General features: G+C 59.5%; 17 protein-coding genes and 1 pseudogene. 9 read left to right on the top strand and 9 right to left on the bottom strand.

What is annotated here, in order from left to right; genetic code table 11:
- Positions 1–43: 43 nt before the first annotated feature.
- The 4 genes from HX812_RS21450 to gcvH all read left to right on the top strand — a co-directional run bounded on the left by HX812_RS21450 (position 44) and on the right by gcvH (position 4,502).
- Entirely contained in the window at positions 44–1,048 is a 1,005-nt protein-coding gene (locus tag HX812_RS21450) for an extracellular solute-binding protein (protein ID WP_038843156.1), read from the top strand.
- Positions 1,049–1,209: 161 nt separating this feature from the next.
- Positions 1,210–2,826: an iron ABC transporter permease gene (locus HX812_RS21445; protein WP_038843155.1), complete on the top strand. Its 1,617-nt coding sequence runs from the start codon at positions 1,210–1,212 to the stop codon at positions 2,824–2,826.
- 156 nt (positions 2,827–2,982) lie between these two features.
- Positions 2,983–4,065, top strand: a complete 1,083-nt coding sequence (gcvT, locus tag HX812_RS21440; protein ID WP_038843153.1) for a glycine cleavage system aminomethyltransferase GcvT — start codon at positions 2,983–2,985, stop codon at positions 4,063–4,065.
- A gap of 53 nt (positions 4,066–4,118) precedes the next feature.
- Entirely contained in the window at positions 4,119–4,502 is a 384-nt protein-coding gene (gene gcvH / locus HX812_RS21435) for a glycine cleavage system protein GcvH (protein ID WP_033897550.1), read from the top strand.
- A 42-nt stretch (positions 4,503–4,544) separates the two neighbouring features.
- Here gcvH and HX812_RS21430 read toward each other — a convergent pair whose 3' ends face one another.
- The 7 genes and pseudogenes from HX812_RS21430 to HX812_RS21400 form a co-directional block, all read right to left on the bottom strand.
- Positions 4,545–5,684 (bottom strand): DegT/DnrJ/EryC1/StrS aminotransferase family protein, encoded by a 1,140-nt coding sequence (locus HX812_RS21430; protein WP_038843151.1) that lies wholly within the window; start codon positions 5,682–5,684, stop codon positions 4,545–4,547.
- Between the two features lie 153 nt (positions 5,685–5,837).
- Positions 5,838–6,503, bottom strand: coding sequence for an outer membrane protein (locus tag HX812_RS21425; RefSeq protein ID WP_038843148.1), 666 nt, complete (start codon positions 6,501–6,503; stop codon positions 5,838–5,840).
- A 188-nt stretch (positions 6,504–6,691) separates the two neighbouring features.
- Positions 6,692–7,006 carry a DUF2388 domain-containing protein gene (locus HX812_RS21420; protein ID WP_003176799.1) on the bottom strand — a complete coding sequence of 105 codons (315 nt, stop codon included), beginning with the start codon at positions 7,004–7,006 and terminating at the stop codon, positions 6,692–6,694.
- 69 nt (positions 7,007–7,075) lie between these two features.
- Positions 7,076–7,522, bottom strand: coding sequence for an NfeD family protein (locus tag HX812_RS21415; RefSeq protein ID WP_038843145.1), 447 nt, complete (start codon positions 7,520–7,522; stop codon positions 7,076–7,078).
- A gap of 10 nt (positions 7,523–7,532) precedes the next feature.
- A complete protein-coding gene (locus HX812_RS21410) occupies positions 7,533–8,453 on the bottom strand; it encodes an SPFH domain-containing protein (RefSeq protein WP_010207363.1) in 921 nt (306 codons plus the stop codon).
- Between the two features lie 77 nt (positions 8,454–8,530).
- Positions 8,531–10,210, bottom strand: a pseudogene (locus tag HX812_RS21405) (GspE/PulE family protein).
- Positions 10,211–10,294: 84 nt separating this feature from the next.
- Positions 10,295–10,633, bottom strand: a complete 339-nt coding sequence (locus tag HX812_RS21400) for a hypothetical protein (RefSeq protein WP_038843141.1) — start codon at positions 10,631–10,633, stop codon at positions 10,295–10,297.
- A gap of 127 nt (positions 10,634–10,760) precedes the next feature.
- Here HX812_RS21400 and HX812_RS21395 point away from each other — a divergent pair, with 127 nt between their 5' ends.
- The gene (locus HX812_RS21395; protein ID WP_038843139.1) at positions 10,761–11,225 is read left to right on the top strand and encodes an Lrp/AsnC family transcriptional regulator; all 465 of its coding nucleotides are present in this window, start codon (positions 10,761–10,763) and stop codon (positions 11,223–11,225) included.
- Between the two features lie 125 nt (positions 11,226–11,350).
- On the opposite strand, the gene HX812_RS21390 is transcribed toward HX812_RS21395, so the two are convergent.
- A complete protein-coding gene (locus HX812_RS21390; protein WP_038843137.1) occupies positions 11,351–12,718 on the bottom strand; it encodes an inorganic triphosphatase in 1,368 nt (455 codons plus the stop codon).
- Positions 12,719–12,876: 158 nt separating this feature from the next.
- Between HX812_RS21390 and argE the strand changes: the two genes are divergently transcribed.
- Positions 12,877–14,025, top strand: a complete 1,149-nt coding sequence (gene argE, locus HX812_RS21385; RefSeq protein ID WP_038843135.1) for an acetylornithine deacetylase — start codon at positions 12,877–12,879, stop codon at positions 14,023–14,025.
- 136 nt (positions 14,026–14,161) lie between these two features.
- Positions 14,162–15,463, top strand: coding sequence for an amino-acid N-acetyltransferase (gene argA, locus HX812_RS21380; RefSeq protein WP_016978985.1), 1,302 nt, complete (start codon positions 14,162–14,164; stop codon positions 15,461–15,463).
- A gap of 129 nt (positions 15,464–15,592) precedes the next feature.
- Here argA and tauA read toward each other — a convergent pair whose 3' ends face one another.
- Positions 15,593–16,579: a taurine ABC transporter substrate-binding protein gene (gene tauA / locus HX812_RS21375; protein WP_038850718.1), complete on the bottom strand. Its 987-nt coding sequence runs from the start codon at positions 16,577–16,579 to the stop codon at positions 15,593–15,595.
- A gap of 370 nt (positions 16,580–16,949) precedes the next feature.
- Between tauA and HX812_RS21370 the strand changes: the two genes are divergently transcribed.
- Together HX812_RS21370 and HX812_RS21365 are read left to right on the top strand one after the other, a co-directional pair.
- The gene (locus tag HX812_RS21370; RefSeq protein ID WP_038850717.1) at positions 16,950–18,323 is read left to right on the top strand and encodes an OprD family porin; all 1,374 of its coding nucleotides are present in this window, start codon (positions 16,950–16,952) and stop codon (positions 18,321–18,323) included.
- Positions 18,324–18,595: 272 nt separating this feature from the next.
- Positions 18,596–19,234, top strand: a complete 639-nt coding sequence (locus tag HX812_RS21365) for a peroxiredoxin (RefSeq protein ID WP_038850715.1) — start codon at positions 18,596–18,598, stop codon at positions 19,232–19,234.
- Positions 19,235–19,343: the final 109 nt, after the last annotated feature.

The raw sequence follows: 19,343 nt of genomic DNA, 5'->3' as shown, positions 1-19,343 counted from the left end.
TCCTTATCATTTGCCCTCTTTTTGCAAATGAGAGACCGCACCCATGTTGGCACCCAAGCGCCTCCTGACTGCCCTGGCACTCACCCTGATCGGCAGCACCACCGTGCAGGCCGCCGACGAAGTGGTGGTCTACTCCTCGCGCATCGACGAACTGATCAAGCCGGTGTTCGACGCCTACACAAAGAAAACCGGCGTGCAGGTGAAATTCATCACCGACAAGGAAGCCCCGCTGATGCAGCGCATCAAGGCCGAGGGCGAAAACGCCACCGCCGACCTGCTGCTCACCGTCGATGCCGGCAACCTCTGGCAGGCTGAGCAAATGGGCATCCTGCAACCGTTCACTTCCCCGGTGATCGACAAGAACATTCCCCTGCAATACCGCTCGTCCAAACACACCTGGACCGGCTTGAGCCTGCGCGCGCGGACCATCGCCTATTCCACCGACCGGGTAAAACCGGGCGACCTCACCACCTACGAAGCCCTGGCCGACAAACAGTGGGAAGGCCGCCTGTGCCTGCGCACGGCGAAAAAGGTCTACAACCAGTCGCTGACCGCCACCCTGATCGAAACCCACGGTGCGGCCAAGACCGAAGAAATCGTCAAGGGCTGGGTGAACAACCTGTCCACCGACGTGTTCTCCGATGACATCGCCGTGCTGGAGGCCATCAATGCCGGGCAGTGCGATGTGGGCATCGTCAACACCTACTACTACGGCCGCTTGCACAAGCAGAGGCCGGAGCTGGCGGTAAAGCTGTTCTGGCCGAACCAGGGCGACCGTGGCGTGCATGTGAACCTGTCGGGCATCGGCCTGACCCAGCACGCACCGCACCCGGAAGCTGCCAAGGCACTGGTGGAGTGGATGACCACGCCTGAGGCGCAGAAGATCTTTGCCGACGTGAACCAGGAATTCCCGGCCAACCCGGCCGTACCGCCCTCGGCGGAAGTCGCGAGCTGGGGCAAGTTCGTGGCGGACACCTTGCCGGTGGAAGTGGCGGGCAAGCGCCAGGCTGAGGCGATTCGGTTGATGGATCGCGCTGGCTGGAACTAAATTTTTAAAACGCCGCAGATCGAAATGTGGGAGCGGGCTTGCTCGCGAAAGCGTCGTGTCAGTCGATACATGTGTGGCTGATACACTGCATTCGCGAGCAAGCCCGCTCCCACATTGGTTAGCGGCGCCTTGAAAATCTTTATTATTCTGAGAGTTTCTCATTGGCCCACCCCGCCCAACGCCGTTGGTACCTGCCGGTCTTCACCGTCGCTGCCCTGGTGCTGCTGCCGCTGAGCGTGCTGTTACTGTCCTGGCAAAGCATCGATGCACAAATCTGGTCCCACCTCTGGGAAACCCAGATGCCGCGCCTGCTCGGCAACACCCTGACCCTGGTGTTGGGTGTCGGCGTCGGCGTGACCCTGTTGGGTGTGAGCCTGGCCTGGCTGACCAGCCTCTGCGAGTTCCCCGGCCGGCGCTGGCTCGATTGGGCGTTGATGCTGCCGTTCGCCATTCCCGCGTACGTCCTGGCTTTTGTGTTTGTCGGCTTGCTGGATTTCTCCGGCCCGGTGCAAACCCTGCTGCGCGAATGGTTTGGCAGTGGCTTGAGGCTGCCTCGGGTGCGTTCCACCGGCGGTGTGATCATCGTGTTGGTGCTGGTGTTCTATCCCTACGTTTATCTGTTGGCGCGCACGGCGTTTCTGGCCCAGGGCAAAGGGCTGATGGAAGCGGCGCGGGTGTTGGGGCAATCGCCGTGGCGAGCGTTCTGGCATGTGGCCCTGCCCATGGCGCGGCCGGCGATTGGCGCCGGGGTGGCGTTGGCATTGATGGAGACCCTGGCGGATTTTGGTGCGGTCTCGGTGTTCAACTTCGATACTTTCACCACCGCCATCTACAAGACCTGGTACGGCTTTTTCAGCCTGTCCAGCGCGGCCCAGTTGGCCAGCCTGTTGCTACTGGTGGTGATGCTGGTGCTGTATGGCGAGCGGCGCGCACGGGGCGCCAGTCGACCGAGCAACGAGCGGCCACGGGGTAAGGCGCTTTATCACCTGCGCGGGTTCAAGGCGGCAGCGGCGAGTAGTTGGTGTGGGCTGGTGTTCGCCTGTGCCTTTGTGATCCCGATGCTGCAACTGGTTGCCTGGTTCTGGCAGCGCGGTCGCTTCGACCTGGATGAACGCTACTCCGGCCTGATTGTGCACACGCTTTATCTGGGCGGGATCGCTGCCCTGATCACGGTCAGCGTGGCGCTGGTGCTGGCATTCGCCAACCGGCTGGCGCCGACGCGGGCGATCCGCTCCGGCATCAGCCTGGCCAATGTCGGTTATGCGTTGCCGGGTTCGGTGTTGGCGGTGTCGATCATGTTGGCGTTCAGCTATCTGGACCGCGAACTGGTGGTGCCGCTGTCCGGCTGGCTCGGCGGGGCGGGCAAACCATTGCTGTTGGGCAGCCTGTCGGCGTTGGTGCTGGCGTATCTGGTGCGTTTCCTGGCGGTGGCCTATGGGCCGTTGGAAAACAGCCTGGCGCGCATCCGGCCCTCCTTGCCGGAAGCTGCGCGCAGTCTTGGCGTCAGTGGCCCGCGACTGTTTTGCAAAGTGTATCTGCCGTTGCTGCTGCCGGGGACCTTGAGTGCGGCACTGCTGGTGTTTGTCGATGTGCTCAAGGAAATGCCCGCGACCCTGCTGATGCGCCCGTTCGGCTGGGACACGCTCGCCGTGCGGATCTTTGAAATGACCAGTGAAGGTGAATGGGCACGGGCCTCTTTGCCCGCGTTGACGTTGGTGTTGGTCGGCCTGTTGCCGGTGATCGGGCTGATTCGACGCTCCGCCCGGCAAATCGGTTAGGTGCCAGTCCTACGGCTTGCGGCTACAATGCGCGGCATTCGGTGCGCTTCGTCTTTCGGAGCGGGTCGCTGGGCGTGGCTGCAGGCCTTGTAATTCAAGGTGTTCAGCGCGAACAGTAGCTCCGCGCACCTTCGCCACGCCCGGAAGGAGAAACCCATGGGACAGCGTACGCCTCTGTATGACCTGCATCTCGCCCTCGGCGCGAAAATGGTCGATTTTGGCGGTTGGGATATGCCTCTGCACTACGGCTCGCAAGTTGAAGAACACCATCAGGTGCGACGCGACTGCGGGGTGTTCGATGTATCTCATATGACCGTGATCGATGTCACCGGCCCCCAGGCCAAGGAATGGCTCCAGTACCTGCTGGCCAATGATGTCGAACGCCTGCACGGCTGCGGCCGTGCGTTGTACAGCGCCATGCTCAACGAAAAGGGCGGCGTGGTGGACGACATGATTGTCTACCGCACCGAAGCCGCCTATCGCCTGGTGGTGAATGCCGCCACCCGTGATCAGGACATGGCCTGGATGCACGCGCAACTGGGCAGTTACCAGGTGCAACTGCATGAACGCCCTGAGCTGGCCATGCTCGCCATCCAAGGCCCCCACGCCCGGCAGAAGATTGCCGAGCTGGTGACCCAGTCGCGCGGCGCGCTGATTCACCAGCTCAAACCCTTCGAAGGCCAGGCCGACGGCGATTGGTTTATCGCGCGTACGGGTTACACCGGCGAAGATGGTCTGGAAATTGTCCTGCCGGCCGATCAGGCGCCGGGCTTTTTCAACGACCTGGTAGGTGCCGGTATTTCCCCCATCGGCCTTGGCGCCCGCGATACCCTGCGTTTGGAAGCCGGTATGAACCTCTACGGTCAGGACATCCATCAGGATGTTTCGCCTTTGGCGTCGAACATGGCCTGGAGCATTGCCTGGGAGCCTGCCGAACGCAATTTCATCGGTCGCGCCGCGCTGGAAGCAGAAAAAGCGGCAGGTGTGCAGTTCAAACTGGTCGGGCTGGTACTGGAAGAGCGTGGGGTTCTACGCGCTCACCAGGTGGTTCGTATCGCCAATATTGGCGAAGGGGAGATCACCAGTGGTAGTTTCTCTCCTACGCTGAGCAAATCCATTGCTCTGGCGCGAGTACCGACGGCAACCGCTGATCGGGCCGAAGTGGAAATCCGCGGCAAGTGGTACCCGGTTCGAGTGGTCAAACCGACCTTCGTGCGCCATGGCAAAACCTTGATCTAACCTATTTCCGGCAGGCCAATGGCCGCTGACATTACTTCTTGAGGACACAGATTATGAGCGATATCCCTGCCGACCTGCGTTTTGCCGAAAGCCACGAATGGGCACGCCTGGAAGCTGACGGCACCGTGACCGTCGGTATTTCCGACCATGCTCAGGAAGCGTTGGGTGATGTGGTGTTTGTTGAGCTGGCCGAAGTGGGCGCGCAGTTTGACGCTGCCGGCCAAGCGGGTGTGGTTGAGTCGGTGAAGGCCGCCTCGGACATCTACGCTCCGGTTGCAGGCGAAGTGATTGCCGTCAATGAAGAGCTGAGCGGTAGCCCTGAGCTGCTGAACTCCGACCCGTACGGCGCGTGGATCTTCAAGCTCAAGCCGAGCAACCCGGCTGATCTGGAAAAACTGCTGGATGCTGCTGGCTACAAAGCCGCCATCGGCGAGTGATTCTGTTGCGGGAGCCGGTTATCCGGCTCCCGCAATGTGCTTTCAGCGCTGTAGAACCGCTTTCACTGCCGCTACCGACCGCTCCACATCCGCTTCCGTCATCGCCGTGAACATCGGCAACGACACGATCAAACGACCGACCTTTTCTGCCACCGGGAACATGCCTTCCTTGAAGCCCTGTGCCCGATAAAGACTCAGCAGGTGGATCGGCGGGTAGTGATAGCCAATGCCGACGCCGTGGGCCTGCATCTGCTCCATGAAGGTGGCGCGGGCCGGCAGGCCGTCCTGACGCTCTGGCAGCACCAGTTGGAGCAGGTGCCAGTTGCTGTTTTCGAAGTCGGCCGGTGGCAGTTGTGCGCCGTACAACGCTTCAAAATCACTGCCAAAGCACTTGAAGTAGTGTCGCGCCAGGTTCTGGCGATGCGCGGTGATCTTCTCGATATGAGCAAACTGCCCCAGGCCAATGGCGGCGGCGATGTCGGTCATGTTGAACTTGCCGCCCAGCACATCTACATCCAAGCCATCGAAGCCGGTGCGGGTGACGCCCTGCAGGCGATACTTTTCGGCCAGACGCGCTTCCTCGGCATTGTTCAACACCAGGCAACCGCCCTCGGAAGAGGTGATGTTCTTGTTGGCCTGGAAGCTGAACGACACGAAATCACCGGTGGCGCCGATGCGCTCGCCATCCCAGCTTGAACCCAATGCCTGGGCAGCGTCCTCGACGATACGCAGGTTGTACTTGTTCGCCAGTGCATACAGCATCGGCATGTCCAGGGGCAGGCCGGCCAGGTAAACCGGGATGATCGCCTTCGTGCGCGGGGTAATCGCCGCCTCCACCTGAGCCAGGTCGATGTTGCGGGTGATCGGGTCGATATCGGCAAACACCGGCGTGGCGCCGACTCCCAGAATCACGTTGGCCGTGGCCACCCAGGAGATCGGCGTGGTAATGACTTCATCGCCCGGCCCGATACCGGCAATGCGCAGGGCAATCTCCATGGTGCAGGTGCCCGAGTTGAAGGTGCGCACCGGCCGGCCGCCAAAGTATTCCGACAGCTGAGCCTCGAATGCCTGCACCTTCGGCCCGCTGGTGATCCAGCCCGAGCGCAGTACATCGCCGACCGCCGAGATGGTGGCTTCATCAATGGTGGGTTTGGAGAAAGGCAGGAAAGGCTGTTGGCTCATGACGACGAAGGCATCCGTTTCAGATTGGCGATGAGTAAGCGATCAGTACCGGTATGGTTACACGGTGTGACTGAATATAGCCTGTCGCCTGTGAATGAATCGTCAGTGTTTAAGTAAGAAATGCCGCTTCAACAGCGGCATTCTCTACGGGCTTTAGAAGGCGTAGCGCGCTTCCAGGAACACATTTTGTTCCTTGAGCTTGCCTTTGAGTTGTTCATCCCTGGCGTTCACACGGTTTGCGAATGTGTTGTAGCCGGTTTCAACATCGCCCATGGCGATATATCGATAACCAGCCCCCAGTGTGATTTGCTCACTGACCTTGGCTTCAAGTCCCATGCCCACACTGTAGGCAAAGTTGTGCTGGCGATTATTGGCAAAGCGACGGGTCTCGTTGGTTTGATAGCCTTCGGCTTCAATGCGAGCGACACCCACGCCGGCCATGCCGTAGAACGATAACCATGGGTTGATCGGGATGTCTTTATAGCCATTGAGCATCAAGCGTTGGCTCTGGACGTGCATGCTGTTGACGTTGGCATTGAAGGGGGCCCAGTAGGATTTGAATGTCGAGTTGTTCGGCATTGTGTATTCCCCTTCCAGGCGCCAGCCATTCTCAAAGGCGTAACCTGCGGCGAAAGAGGCTACGAATGACTTGGTGCTATCTGGGGCGTCCACTCGTTCAGTCACACGAGGGCTGGTGAGCAGCGAGCTGGAAAGGTTCTGGCGGGCGTTGTTGAATTTTGCTGATCCGTACCAGCTTTCTGCCTGGGTGTAGGAGGTCGCAAATGCAGAGAGCAGCAGTACGTAGGCAATCTTGTGCATGGGCAGTGATTCGCTTTATTTAAAAAGGAACCCATAGCTTGTTGCCCAGCAGAATGAGGCTCGACAGGACTTCTCTGTACTCCACATTGAAAGCAGGAACCTATGCGTAGTACTCGGCGGGTATAACCGTAGGAAATGAAGGCAAAAAAATGCCGCTGTTCAAAGCGGCATTTTTTATCGAGCCCGAGTTATTCGGTAACGGCGTTTTTCGCGAGGATGGCGTTGGCCAGCTCCATATCCGTGGCTTGCAGGCCAGGGTTATCGGCGCGGACTTTCTGCATCGCGGCTTCCAGGTATGGGCCACGGATGCCGCCATCGCTGGCAACAAAGCTGCCTGCGTCGTCTTGCGCGGCGACCACCAGCTTGTGGTCCTTGAACGTCAGGTATGTCGAGCCGGTAGTGGCGCCGGACGAGATGACGTTGCGCCAGAAACTGTCGGCCATGGCTGAACCGACAGGGAGGGAAAGCACAGCAAGGGTTGCGACAGCATATTTAAGACGCATGATGGGTGACTCCGGGTGGGTTATCTGTACTTTATGATTGTAGTTAGTCCAACCGAGTTCCATCACTGACTAAACAGTTTCAACCCTTAACACCACACCTTCCTGGGCAACTACCCGGACTTGAGCGCCTACGGGGCTGTCCGGGCCAGTGACCATCCACACGCCGTCACCCACCTTTACCTTGCCCCGACCGTCCACAATCGCCTGATGCACCACGAAGGTGCGGCCGATCAGTTCCGAGCCGCGCTCGTTGAGGCCAGGCTGGTCGCTGGCTTTGGCACTGCTGCGCTGGCGCTTCCACCAATACACGGCTGTGACGATCGACAGCACGGCAAACAGTAGCAGTTGCCACTCCAGCCCCAAGGGTGGCACCAAAAACTTGATCACACCCACGGCCGCCGCCGCGATGCCCATCCACAGCAGGTAACCACCGGCGCCGAATACCTCAAGGATCAACAACACCGTACCCAGTGCCAGCCAATCCCAAAACGACAGATGCTGCAGGAAATCCCACATGGCGCTGGCCTCAGCCTTTCTTGTTGTCGAACGTTGCCTTGACGATCTCGCCGATACCGCCGACTGCACCGATCACCTGGCTGGCTTCCAGCGGCATCAGGATGACCTTGCTGTTGTTGGCCGATGCCAGCTTGCCCAGCGCATCGATGTATTTCTGTGCGACAAAGTAATTGACCGCCTGCACGTTGCCCGACGCAATCGCTTCCGATACCACCTGGGTCGCTCGGGCTTCAGCTTCGGCCTGACGCTCGCGGGCTTCGGACTCAAGGAATGCCGCCTGCCGGCTACCTTCGGCCTCCAGGATTTGCGCCTGCTTTTTGCCTTCTGCGGTCAGGATCGCGGAGGCTCGCAGGCCTTCAGCTTCGAGGATTTGTGCACGCTTGATCCGCTCGGCTTTCATCTGGCCCGACATGGCGGCCATCAGGTCGGCGGGCGGGCTGATGTCCTTGATCTCGATACGGGTGATCTTGATGCCCCACGGTGCGGTGGCTTCGTCTACGGTTTTCAGCAGTTTTTCATTGATACCGTCACGCTGGCTGAGCATGGCATCCAGCTCCATGGAGCCGAGCACGGTACGGATGTTGGTTTGCAGCAGGTTGCGGATGGCGTGTTCGAGGTTGTTGACCTCGTACGCCGCCTGGGCGGTGTTGACCACCTGGAAGAAGCACACGGCGTCGATCTGCACGGTGGCGTTGTCGGCGGTGATGACTTCCTGGGGCGGGATATCCAGCACGCTTTCCATCACGTTGATCTTGCGACCGATGCGGTCCATGACCGGGATGATGATATTCAGGCCAGGCTTGAGGGTGTTGGTGTAGCGGCCGAAACGCTCGACTGTCCACTGGTAACCCTGGGGGACGACCTTGAAGCCCATGAACAGGATGGCGATGGCCAAGCCCACGAAAAGAAGCAGTACGGTTCCGATCTGCATAGCGATTCCCTATCTGAATGAGTCAGTAAAACGACGTTGGTCCGATTGTAACGGTGTTGTCACCGATAAGAACGGTTTCACTGCCGATCAAACAAAGGATTTGTTACCGAATCCCCAGGGGTCACTCGCAGTACTTCCGCCATCGTGGTTTGCCCCGCCTCGACCATTTGCAGGCCGGCCATGCGCAGGCTGCACATGCCTTGGGCAATCGCCGCCTGGCGCAGCGCCTGCACATCGGCGCCGGGCGTGATCAACGTCTTGAGCGCTTCGTTGAGCACCATGATTTCGTACACACCGGCTCGGCCCCGATAACCGCTGTGTCGACATTCCACGCATCCGACCGCCTCATGGACCTCACCCTGCGCCTGCTTGCAGTGAGGGCACAAAACCCGCACCAACCGCTGCGCCATCACCCCCAACAGCGTGGCCTTGATCAAATAGTGAGCAATGCCCAGTTCCTGCAAGCGGCTGATGGCGCTGGGCGCGTCGTTGGTATGCAGGGTCGACAGCACCAGATGCCCGGTCAGAGCAGCCTGGATTGCCATTTCGGCGGTCTCCTGGTCGCGGATCTCGCCAATCATGATGATGTCCGGGTCCTGGCGCAGCAACGCGCGGATGCCGCTGGCGAAGGTCAGGTCGATGTTGTGCTGCACCTGCATCTGGTTGAACGCCGGTTCGACCATCTCGACCGGGTCCTCCACCGTGCACAGGTTGATCTCCCGGGTCGCCAGTTGCCTGAGCGTGGTGTAGAGCGTGCTGGTCTTGCCTGAACCGGTCGGGCCGGTCACCAGGATGATGCCGTGGGTTTGGCGCGTCATGGATTGCCAGCGTCGCTGGTCATCAGCCGACAAACCCAACTGGTCAAAGCCTTTGAGCAGCACCTGCGGGTCGAATATCCGCATCACCAGCTTCTCGCCAAACGCCGTGGGCAAGGTGGAAAGGCGCAATTCAACTTCCGCGCCCGTCGGGCTTTTGGTCTTGACCCGGCCGTCCTGGGGCCTGCGTTTTTCTGCCACGTTCATACGGCCCAAGCTTTTCAGGCGGCTGACGACGGCCATCGTCACCTAGGGCGGGAACTGATAGACGTCATGCAACAGCCCGTCGATGCGAAAGCGCACACGCCCCTGTTCACGGCAGGGTTCGATATGGATATCACTGGCGCGCTGGGCGAACGCGTACTGCAGCAGCCAATCGACGATATTGACGATGTGCGCGTCGTTGGCATCCGGCTCCTGGTCGCTGGCGCCGAGGTTGAGCAGGTCGACATTGCCAGGCGCCACGACCTTTTGATCGGCGCCGCTGACGGACTTCGCCAGCCGGTAGAACTCACCGATGCAGCGCGTAATGTCCTGGGGATTGGCGACCACGCGCCTGATTGAACGCTTGAGCACCTGCGAGAGCCCGGCTTCCCAGCTGGTGACATGGGGCTGGGCGCTGGCGACCGTGACGGTTTGCGCATCCACCGCCACCGCGAGGATGGCGTGGCGCTGGGCGAATGCGTGGGACATCAGCGGCACCACCGTCGCCACGTCGATCTTCAACGGGTCGATGCGCAGATAGGGTTGCCCGGCCTGTTGGGCGAGCCATTCGGTCAGGGTTTCCAGGCACGGGCCTTGGGCTGCGATGCTCTCTAGCGGATGCTGAGTGTTGCTGGCCGGCAATGCCGACAAGCGTTGGGCGAGCTCAGGCGTGATCAGCCGCCCTTCGACCAAAGCCGGCAACAGCTGATGCAGTTCCAATCGTTGATCAACCGGCATGAAGGTTTTCCTGGGGGGCCGTGGGTGTAAATCCCAGGCTAGCCAGCCGATGAATATCTGCCTCCCAGCGTGTATTGCAGGCTTTTACTGGGCGACCGCCACCACCGCTTGAGGCCCCATGGAGTCAGCCGACCGCATATCCAGCGTGCACACGCTGATCAGGTTTCGAATCTTTTCACCGATCACTTGGGCGCGGTGCCAGCTCAGGCCATCCATCACGATGTCGATGTTCAGCAGGTCATCTTCCCGATTCACCGTGACCTGTCGCGGCGTGAGGCATTGCAGCGCGAAATAGTTGAGGACCCGGCATAAAACATCCGGCTCCGCCTCGGCGACGATCCGGTAGTGCGCCTGGCAATGAACGCTGGTGACGGCCCACGCATCGACGCGGGTAACAGTGTGTGTGGTTTCGACGGCGTGCATGGGAAAACTCCAGATTCGACTGGAGAAATTTTTACATTCGACAACGGAGATTTCTTATCTAAGATGGGCTTGTTTGAAAGTTATTTGAATTGATTGATTCAAAATAAACGTAATGGAAGGAATTTATATGCACAGCGAGTTGGACGTCTACGACCGCCGTATCCTGGCCCTGCTGCAAGAGGATGCCTCGCTGTCCAGCGCGCAGATCGCCGAGCAGGTCGGCTTATCCCAGTCACCGTGCTGGCGGCGTATTCAACGTCTCAAGGAAGAGGGGGTGATTCGCGGCCAGGTGACGTTACTGGACCGCAAGAAGATTGGCCTCAACACGCAGATTTTCGCCGAGGTCAAACTCAACGCCCACGGCCGCTCCAACTTCACCGAGTTCACCGACGCGATTCGCGGGTTTCCGGAAGTACTGGAGTGTTATGTGCTGATGGGGGCAGTGGATTTTCTGCTGCGCATCGTCACCTCGGACATCGAGGCCTATGAGCGGTTCTTCTTCGAGAAGTTGTCGATGGTGCCGGGGATTCAGGAGGTCAATTCGATTGTGGCGTTGTCGGAGATCAAGTCCACCACCAGCCTGCCAGTGTAGATGAAGCCTCTGTGGCGAGGGAGCTTGCTCCCGCTGGGCTGCGCAGCGGCCCCAAAAATCGGGAGCGCTGCGCACTGGAGCGCCAGCCCGGTCCAGCGGGAGCAAGCTCCCTCGCCACAGTTTATTTACAGGCGCAGCAGAGTTTTCCAGGCACGGTTCTGGTACACCGCAATCGCTTGATGCATCCGCGCATCCAGCGACTCATCGGTGATCGGCTGGTTGGCCAGTTGTGCCAACTTGTTCAGTTCGCCGTACAGACGGTCCAGCTCCGGGATGTCGACCACCTGACGCGCATGGTGCAGCCAGGCTTGGATGCGTTCGATGCGCGGCAGTTGCTCGGCCAGGTCTTCCGGTTGTTGCTGGTAACGCGGCAGTTGCAGGGCGACGGCGTCGTCGGCCAGCAAGCGTGGCAGCCAGTTGGTGATTTGTGCAGCGCCCTGGCGGTTGCCACGCACGTTGCGGTCGGCGGTCCAGGTACGGGCCATCAGCCAGCGCGAAGCGTTCAATGAGAACAGGCCCCAACGCACGTCTTCCAGTTCTTCGGCGAATTGTTCCGGTGCGGCTTTGCGAATGTCTTCGTCGTCGTCACCGGCTTGTACCAATGGGCGCCAGTCTTCCAACAGGGCATCCAGTGCGCTACGCAGTTCGCTGGTGGATTGGCGCGGCGCGGCTTGGCCGAGGCTGCCGATCAGGGCGCGCAGTTCGCCGAGGTTGTCGACCCAGTCTTGCAGGAGGCGCCAGTGGCCATTGAAGCGGTATTGCTCGGCCAGGCGTTGGCTGCTGCCCAGCAGGTGCCACATGATGGCGGCGAAGGCATCGTCCAGCGGCATTTCTGCGTGGATCTGCGGCGCCGGCAGGCTCAGGGAATAGCTGCTGGAGTCGTACAGGCGGTAGCCGCGCTCAGCCTTGCTGATATCGCACGGCATCAGGGCCAGGGTGGCGGCCAGTTCGGCGGCCAGTTCCAGCAGTGCAGCCGGTTCGCCTTCACGCAGTTCCAGTTCCAGCTCGCAGATTTCTTCTTTTTGCTTGCCGACCACCACGTGGCCCAGGTCCAGGGCGGCTTCGATGACCACCTTGGCCTTGCCACGGCCCCAGGCGATTTCGGCGCGTTCACGCACGAAGTCGGTGGTGAAGATCGGCTTGAGGGTCTTTTTGTCCAGCTCGGCCAGTTGCTCGGGCCAGCATTCGCCGTCGAGTTTCTTCACGTCGAGCTTGGCTTTGGGCAATTCCCAGTTGTACTCGTTGCGTTCCGACAAGCCGGCGACGCTTTGGCCACGGGTCTTGAGGGTCTGGATGATGTCGTCACCGTCCTTGCGCAGGCGCAGGGCAACTTTGGCCTGGGCCAGGTCGCGCTCGGGGGTGTCGAAATACTGGTTCATCAACTCACGGCGTTCCCAGCCACTTTTGTTGCGTTTTTTCAGCAGTGGGTGCTCACGTAGCGCGGCGAGGGTCTCGCGGCTGACGCGAAGCTTGATTTCAGTTTCTTTTTGCATGGCCGGTACATCCAGGATCGGGAGCGCAGCCGGGGAAAAGAGTGGCTGCCAAGGTCGTGCAGTGTACAGGACTGAGCCCGGCAACGTGCCGCAACGGTTTATTGTGTCGTGCAGATGGCTCTATAGTGGGGCTCATCCGGGAAGTCGAGAGGCCGCGCATGCCATTACCGTCCATGAAAGAGCAGTTCGCCGCGCTGATTGCAGCGCCGTCGGTCAGTTGCACCCAGGCCTCTCTCGACCAGACCAACCGCCCGGTGATCGACTTGCTCGCCAGTTGGCTGGGCGACCTGGGTTTTGCCATCGACATCCAACACGTCAGCCCCGGCAAGTTCAACCTCCTGGCCAGTTACGGCAGCGGCCCCGGCGGGCTGGTGCTGGCGGGCCATAGCGATACCGTGCCCTATGACGCCGCACTGTGGAAGACCGATCCGCTCAAGCTGACGGAAGTCGACGGCCGTTGGGTAGGATTGGGCAGTTGCGACATGAAAGGCTTTTTCGCCCTGGCCATCGAGGCGGTGCTGCCGTTGCTGGATCAGCCGTTCAAGCAGCCGCTGCTGATCCTCGCTACCTGCGATGAAGAAAGCTCCATGTCCGGCGCCCGCGCATTGGCCGAAGCGGGGCGCCCGCTGGGCCGCGCAGCGGTGATTGGCGAGCCGACCGGGCTCAAGCCGATCCGCCTGCACAAAGGCGTAATGATGGAGCGCATCGACATCCTCGGCCAAAGCGGCCATTCGTCGGATCCCAGCCTGGGCCACAGCGCCCTTGAGGCCATGCACGACGCCATTGGCGAACTGCGTGGCTTGCGCCTGGCCTGGCAGCGCGAATACCGCAACCCGCAATTCAGCGTGCCGCAGCCGACCCTGAATTTTGGCTGCATCCACGGTGGCGACAACCCCAACCGCATCTGCGGCCAGTGTTCCCTGGAGTTCGACCTGCGGCCGCTGCCGGGCATGGACCCGCAAGTACTGCGCGACGCTATCCGGCAGAAGCTCGTGCCCTTGGCCGAGCGCCATCAGGTCAAGATCGATTACGCGCCGCTGTTCCCCGAGGTGCCACCTTTCGAGCAACCCGAAGATGCCGAACTGGTGCGGGTAGCGGAACGATTGACCGGCCATCGTGCCGAAGCAGTAGCGTTCGGCACCGAAGCGCCTTATCTTCAGCGCCTTGGATGCGAAACCCTGGTGCTCGGCCCTGGCGACATCGCCTGTGCCCACCAACCGGGCGAGTACCTCGAAATGTCACGCTTGACGCCTACAGTGCGTCTATTGCGGCAACTGATCGAACATTACTGCCTGAAACCTGCATAAATTAACCCCAACCTGTTCGTACATAGAAAGGAGAGTGAGCGTGTCGCCAAGCCTGTTCCGACGATAACCATCAGCCCGCTGTGCGCTTTCACGATTCATCCTTTTTCGGCTGCTTTTTATTACAGGCCCAGGTTTTATGCCCGACTATGTTAATTGGCTTCGTCACGCGTCCCCTTACATCAACGCCCACCGCGACTGCACCTTTGTGGTCATGCTGCCTGGCGACGGTGTAGAGCATCCCAACTTCGGCAATATCGTCCACGACTTGGTGCTGCTGCACAGCCTGGGCGTGCGCCTGGTGCTGGTCCACGGTTCGCGGCCACAGATTGAAGTGCGCCTTGAAGCACGTGGCCTGATCCCGACTTATCACGAAGGCATGCGCATCACTGACGCGGCGACGCTGGAGTGTGTGATCGACGCGGTCGGCCACCTGCGCATCGCCATTGAAGCGCGCCTGTCGATGGACATGGCCTCGTCGCCGATGCAGGGCTCGCGCCTGCGTGTAACCAGCGGTAATTTCGTGACCGCACGCCCTATCGGCGTATTGGACGGCGTGGACTACCACCACACCGGCGAAGTGCGCCGCGTCGATCGCAAGGGTATCAACCGCCTGTTGGACGAACGCTCCATCGTGTTGCTGTCGCCGTTGGGTTACTCGCCGACCGGCGAGATCTTCAACCTGGCCTGCGAAGACGTCGCCACCCGCGCGGCCATCGACCTGGGTGCCGACAAGCTGTTGCTGTTTGGCGCCGACATGGGCCTGATCGATGAAAACGGTCGCCTGGTCCGTGAGCTGCGTCCACAACAAGTGCCGGCTCACTTGCAACGCCTGGGCAGCAGCAACTATCAGGCTGAATTACTCGATGCGGCCGCCGAAGCGTGCCGGGGTGGCGTAGGGCGCAGTCATATTGTCAGCTACGCCGAAGACGGCGCCTTGCTCACCGAACTGTTCACCCGCGACGGTGGCGGTACGCTGGTAGCCCAGGAACAATTCGAGCAGGTGCGCGAAGCCGCGATTGAAGACGTCGGCGGTTTGCTCGACCTGATCAGCCCGTTGGAAGAGCAGGGCATCCTGGTGCGCCGTTCGCGGGAAGTGCTGGAGCGTGAGATCGAGCAGTTCAGCGTGGTGGAACGCGAAGGCATGATCATCGCTTGCGCGGCGCTGTACCAGATCGCGGATTCGGACGCAGGTGAGCTGGCATGCCTGGCGGTGAACCCGGAATACCGTCATGGCGCGCGAGGTGATGTGTTGCTGGAACGTATCCAGGCCCGTGCCCGTGCGCAGGGGTTGAAGACCTTGTTTGTGCTCACTACCCGCACCGCCCACTGGTTCCGTGAGCGGGGGTTTGTGCCGAGCAGCGTGGATCGTCTGCCGTCGGCGCGGGCGTCGCTGTACAACTATCAGCGTAATTCGAAGATTTTCGAGAAGGCCCTCTAAACCGGGTCTCAGAAGCACGATAGGTCTAAATGTGGGAGCGGGCTTGCTCGCGAATGCGGACTGTCAGTCGGTACATGTGTGACTGATACACCGCATTCGCGAGCAAGCCCGCTCCCACATTCGATCTGCTTACTGGCTGATGAATTTGTCGGTCACGAACGCTGAGTAGTCCGGCAACACCGCTTCAACCTTTCCCTGTTCCTTCAAGAACTTCGCCGTCTCCCCAATCGCCTTCGCCGTGCCGCCTTTAAGCAGCGCATCAGTTTGCTGTGCCTGCGCATCCGGGAAGGTGGTGCCGGCCAACAGCTCCGGGATGTCGGCAGCATTCGAACCTGTCAGTTTCGCGATTTTCTGCACCGGCTCGGAATCCACCGTCCAACCGTCTTTATGGGCCGCATACTCGGCAAACGAATCCAGGGTGACCTTGGCAAATTTGGCCACTACGTCAGGATGTTTTTCCGCGAAATCCTTGCGCGCCACCCACACTTCAAATGTCGGCGCGCCCCACTGACCCACCTGGGCCGCGTCTGTCAGGGTCTTGCCGGTCTTGCGGATTTCGCCCAGGGCCGGCGACCACACGAAGGCACCGTCGATATCGCCGCGTTTCCACGCGGCGGCAATTTCGGCTGGCTGCAGGTTCACCACCTTGACTTGTTTGGTGTCCAGGCCCCAGTGCTTCAGCGCACCGAGCAGGCTGTAATGAGAGGTAGAGACGAAGGGCGTGGCGATGGTTTTGCCGATCAGGTCTTCGGGTTTGTCGATACCGCTGCCGTTGCGCACCACCAGAGCTTCAGAAGTATTGATCTGCGCCGATACGATGAACGCAACGATGGGTAGATTCCGTGAAGCCGCCGCCGCAAGGGGGCTGGAACCGAGGTTGCCGATCTGCACATCGCCGGAGGCAATGGCGGTGACGACCTCCGGCCCACTGTTGAACCGGCGCCAGGCGATTTTTTCACCGATGGCCTTCTCATAGAGGCCGTCGGCCTGTGGGACTTTGCTGGGGTCAATGCCGGTTTGGTAGCCGACGGTTAAATCGGCGGCTTTGACACCAAAAGAAAGTATTAGTGACACAAAAACTGTAACAAATTGACGGGAGGATGTGCGTTTGGCCATGATGGCGTCGCCTTTTTGATCGTGGGTGACGTATGCAACAGTACGGCCACACTAATCGATCTAAAAAAGCGCTAACAAATACCATTTAGGAATTAGCTTATGGAGCGGTTCGTCTACCCTGACGCGTCCGCATCATAAAAAGCCTTATTCCCAAATCGTATGAAAAAGAATGAAACAATTCTTTTTGGGTGTATGAAAAACTCATTACCCTGCAGGGACCAAATCAACTGCGATTAGACGAAGGTAGTAGACACACAAGGTTACGATTGACTTGGTAGTCACTATCTGGCGCTAATCGCGCATCTGTGGATCGAGGGCGTCAGACCCGAGACCAAAGAAATACAAAAATTAGAAATGAGAGGAGCGGTACATGAAGAAGTCCACCTTGGCTTTGGCTGTAGCTTTGGGCGCAATCGCCCAGCAAGCAGGCGCTGCCGGTTTCATCGATGACAGCAAAGTAACACTGGGTCTGCGTAACTTTTACATCAACACTGACAACCGTGACTCGGCTGCTGGCACTGCTGCCAACAAGCGCGCCGGTGTTCAGAGCAAGCAGGAAGAGTGGGGCCAAGGCTTCGACCTGCGTTTCATCTCCGGTTACACCCAAGGCACCGTAGGCTTTGGTCTTGACGCTATCGGCCTGCTGGGCGTTCGCCTGGATTCCGGCGGCGGCACCAACGGCGCCACTGCTTCCTCCTACGGCGGCACTGTATTCCCGAGCAAGTCCAATGGCGAAGCCGTTGATAACTACTCGAGCCTGGGCCTGACTGCCAAAGCCAAGATCTCCCAGACTGAACTGAAGCTGGGTACCCTGCAGCCTAAACTGCCGGTTATCGTGACCAACGATGGTCGTCTGCTGCCGCAGACCTTCCAAGGTGGCCAGATCACTACCAACGATCTCAACAAAGACCTGACGCTGGTTGCGGGTCAGATCGAAAAAGCCAAAGGTCGTAACTCCAGCAACGTCGACAACCTGTCGATCTCGGGTGCCAACTCCCGTGGCGCCAGCTGGCGTGACAGCAACAAGTTCTACTATGCCGGTGGTGACTACAAGATCACCAAGGATCTGACCGCACAGTACTACTACGGCAATCTGGAAGATTTCTACAAGCAACACTTCCTAGGCCTGACTCACAACTGGGCAATCGGCCCGGGCGTGCTGAAGTCTGACCTGCGTTACTTCAACAGCTCCGACGACGGTAAGAACGGTAACGAATCCGCCTACTTCTCGTCGGGCAACTACAGCGGTGTGAACTCCGGTCGCGGCAAGGTTGATAACAACCTGTACAGCGGTCTGTTCCTGTACACCGTTGCCGGTCACACCTTCGGTGGTGGTTATCAAGTCAGCAACGGTAGCAGCGACTTCCCTTGGTTGAACCAAGGCGACGGTTCGTCCGCTTACCTGACCACTGACATGCAGATCGCCAAGTTCGCCCGTGCTGGCGAACGTACCTGGCAAGCTCGCTACTCCTACGACTTCGCCAAGGTTGGCGTGCCTGGCCTGACCGCTGGTGTTGTGTACCTCAAAGGTACTGACATCGACACCGTCAACAGCACTCGCGCTGAGTTCACCGGCCAGTCCGAGTGGGAGCGTGACATCACTGTTGCCTACGTCGTACCAGAAGGCCTGTTCAAAAACGTTGGCGTGGCCTGGAAAAACGCTATGTGGCGCAACGATGTTGCCGCCGCGCGCGATCAGGACGAAAACCGCGTCATCGTTAGCTACACCTACGCGTTCAAGTAACTGCGTAAAGCCTTGCCCGGTGCAACACCGGGCAAGGTGTCTTGCTTTCAAGTCGGGCTAAACCCCCGCAAGCCCTTCCTGAACCCCTCTTTGTACAGCGTCTCAAGGCCTTCTCGAACCTTGGAAACGATGGTGCTCCTCGCCTTCGGATACGTCCAATGAACAGATTTTTAATATTCCTTTATCATCTAGATAAATCGATATTTATTCTTTTTAAATAATCCATATTCCATGCACAGTGGGCTCCATAAGCACTCACCAGGAGCCACACCATGAGTCTAAGACTGGGCGATATCGCCCCCGACTTCGAACAGGATTCCAGCGCCGGCAAGATTCGTTTCCACGAATGGCTGGGCGATAGCTGGGGCGTGTTGTTCTCCCACCCAGCGGATTTCACCCCGGTGTGCACCACCGAGCTGGGTTTCACCGCCAAGCTCAAGGACGAATTCGCCCAGCGTGGCGTCAAGGCCATCGCCCTGTCGGTCGACCCGGTGGATTCGCACCACAAGTGGATCGAAGACATCAACGAAACCCAGAACACCATCGTCAACTTCCCGATCCTGGCCGACGCCGACCGTAAAGTGTCCGACCTGTACGACCTGATCCACCCCAACGCCAGTGACACCCTCACGGTGCGTTCCTTGTTCGTGATCGACCCGAACAAGAAGATTCGCCTGACCATCACCTACCCGGCCAGCACCGGGCGCAACTTCCACGAAATCCTGCGGGTCATCGACTCGTTGCAGTTGACCGACAACCACAAGGTCGCCACACCCGCCAACTGGCAGGACGGTGATGAGGTGGTGATCGTGCCGTCGCTCAAGGACGAGGACGAAATCAAGAAACGCTTTCCGAAGGGGTATCGCGCGGTGAAGCCGTACCTGCGACTCACGCCACAACCGAATCGCTGATCACATAGCAGGGGTTTTGAGGCCGTTTCGACGGCCTTTTTTTTCGCCTGCGATTTCAAATCTCGCATATGCATTTAAAGAATAAACACATGAAAAAATAAGATTTAAA

It is taken from the genome of Pseudomonas sp. IPO3749 (genome assembly GCF_013386605.1).
GTDB classification, from domain to species: domain Bacteria; phylum Pseudomonadota; class Gammaproteobacteria; order Pseudomonadales; family Pseudomonadaceae; genus Aquipseudomonas; species Aquipseudomonas azotoformans_A.
This window is presented reverse-complemented; position numbering and strand designations above follow the sequence as displayed.

What these genes read in the sequence shown, in the direction of transcription:
- HX812_RS21415 (WP_038843145.1), bottom strand. Translation starts at nt 7,522, where the DNA reads ATGTGGGATTTCCTGCAGCATCTGTCGTTTTGGGATTGGCTGGCACTG.
- tauA (WP_038850718.1), bottom strand. Translation starts at nt 16,579, where the DNA reads ATGGCCAAACGCACATCCTCCCGTCAATTTGTTACAGTTTTTGTGTCA.
- gcvT (WP_038843153.1), top strand. Translation starts at nt 2,983, where the DNA reads ATGGGACAGCGTACGCCTCTGTATGACCTGCATCTCGCCCTCGGCGCG.
- gcvH (WP_033897550.1), top strand. Translation starts at nt 4,119, where the DNA reads ATGAGCGATATCCCTGCCGACCTGCGTTTTGCCGAAAGCCACGAATGG.
- HX812_RS21425 (WP_038843148.1), bottom strand. Translation starts at nt 6,503, where the DNA reads ATGCACAAGATTGCCTACGTACTGCTGCTCTCTGCATTTGCGACCTCC.
- HX812_RS21430 (WP_038843151.1), bottom strand. Translation starts at nt 5,684, where the DNA reads ATGAGCCAACAGCCTTTCCTGCCTTTCTCCAAACCCACCATTGATGAA.
- argA (WP_016978985.1), top strand. Translation starts at nt 14,162, where the DNA reads ATGCCCGACTATGTTAATTGGCTTCGTCACGCGTCCCCTTACATCAAC.
- HX812_RS21400 (WP_038843141.1), bottom strand. Translation starts at nt 10,633, where the DNA reads ATGCACGCCGTCGAAACCACACACACTGTTACCCGCGTCGATGCGTGG.
- HX812_RS21450 (WP_038843156.1), top strand. Translation starts at nt 44, where the DNA reads ATGTTGGCACCCAAGCGCCTCCTGACTGCCCTGGCACTCACCCTGATC.
- HX812_RS21420 (WP_003176799.1), bottom strand. Translation starts at nt 7,006, where the DNA reads ATGCGTCTTAAATATGCTGTCGCAACCCTTGCTGTGCTTTCCCTCCCT.
- HX812_RS21395 (WP_038843139.1), top strand. Translation starts at nt 10,761, where the DNA reads ATGCACAGCGAGTTGGACGTCTACGACCGCCGTATCCTGGCCCTGCTG.
- HX812_RS21370 (WP_038850717.1), top strand. Translation starts at nt 16,950, where the DNA reads ATGAAGAAGTCCACCTTGGCTTTGGCTGTAGCTTTGGGCGCAATCGCC.
- HX812_RS21390 (WP_038843137.1), bottom strand. Translation starts at nt 12,718, where the DNA reads ATGCAAAAAGAAACTGAAATCAAGCTTCGCGTCAGCCGCGAGACCCTC.
- HX812_RS21365 (WP_038850715.1), top strand. Translation starts at nt 18,596, where the DNA reads ATGAGTCTAAGACTGGGCGATATCGCCCCCGACTTCGAACAGGATTCC.
- HX812_RS21410 (WP_010207363.1), bottom strand. Translation starts at nt 8,453, where the DNA reads ATGCAGATCGGAACCGTACTGCTTCTTTTCGTGGGCTTGGCCATCGCC.
- argE (WP_038843135.1), top strand. Translation starts at nt 12,877, where the DNA reads ATGCCATTACCGTCCATGAAAGAGCAGTTCGCCGCGCTGATTGCAGCG.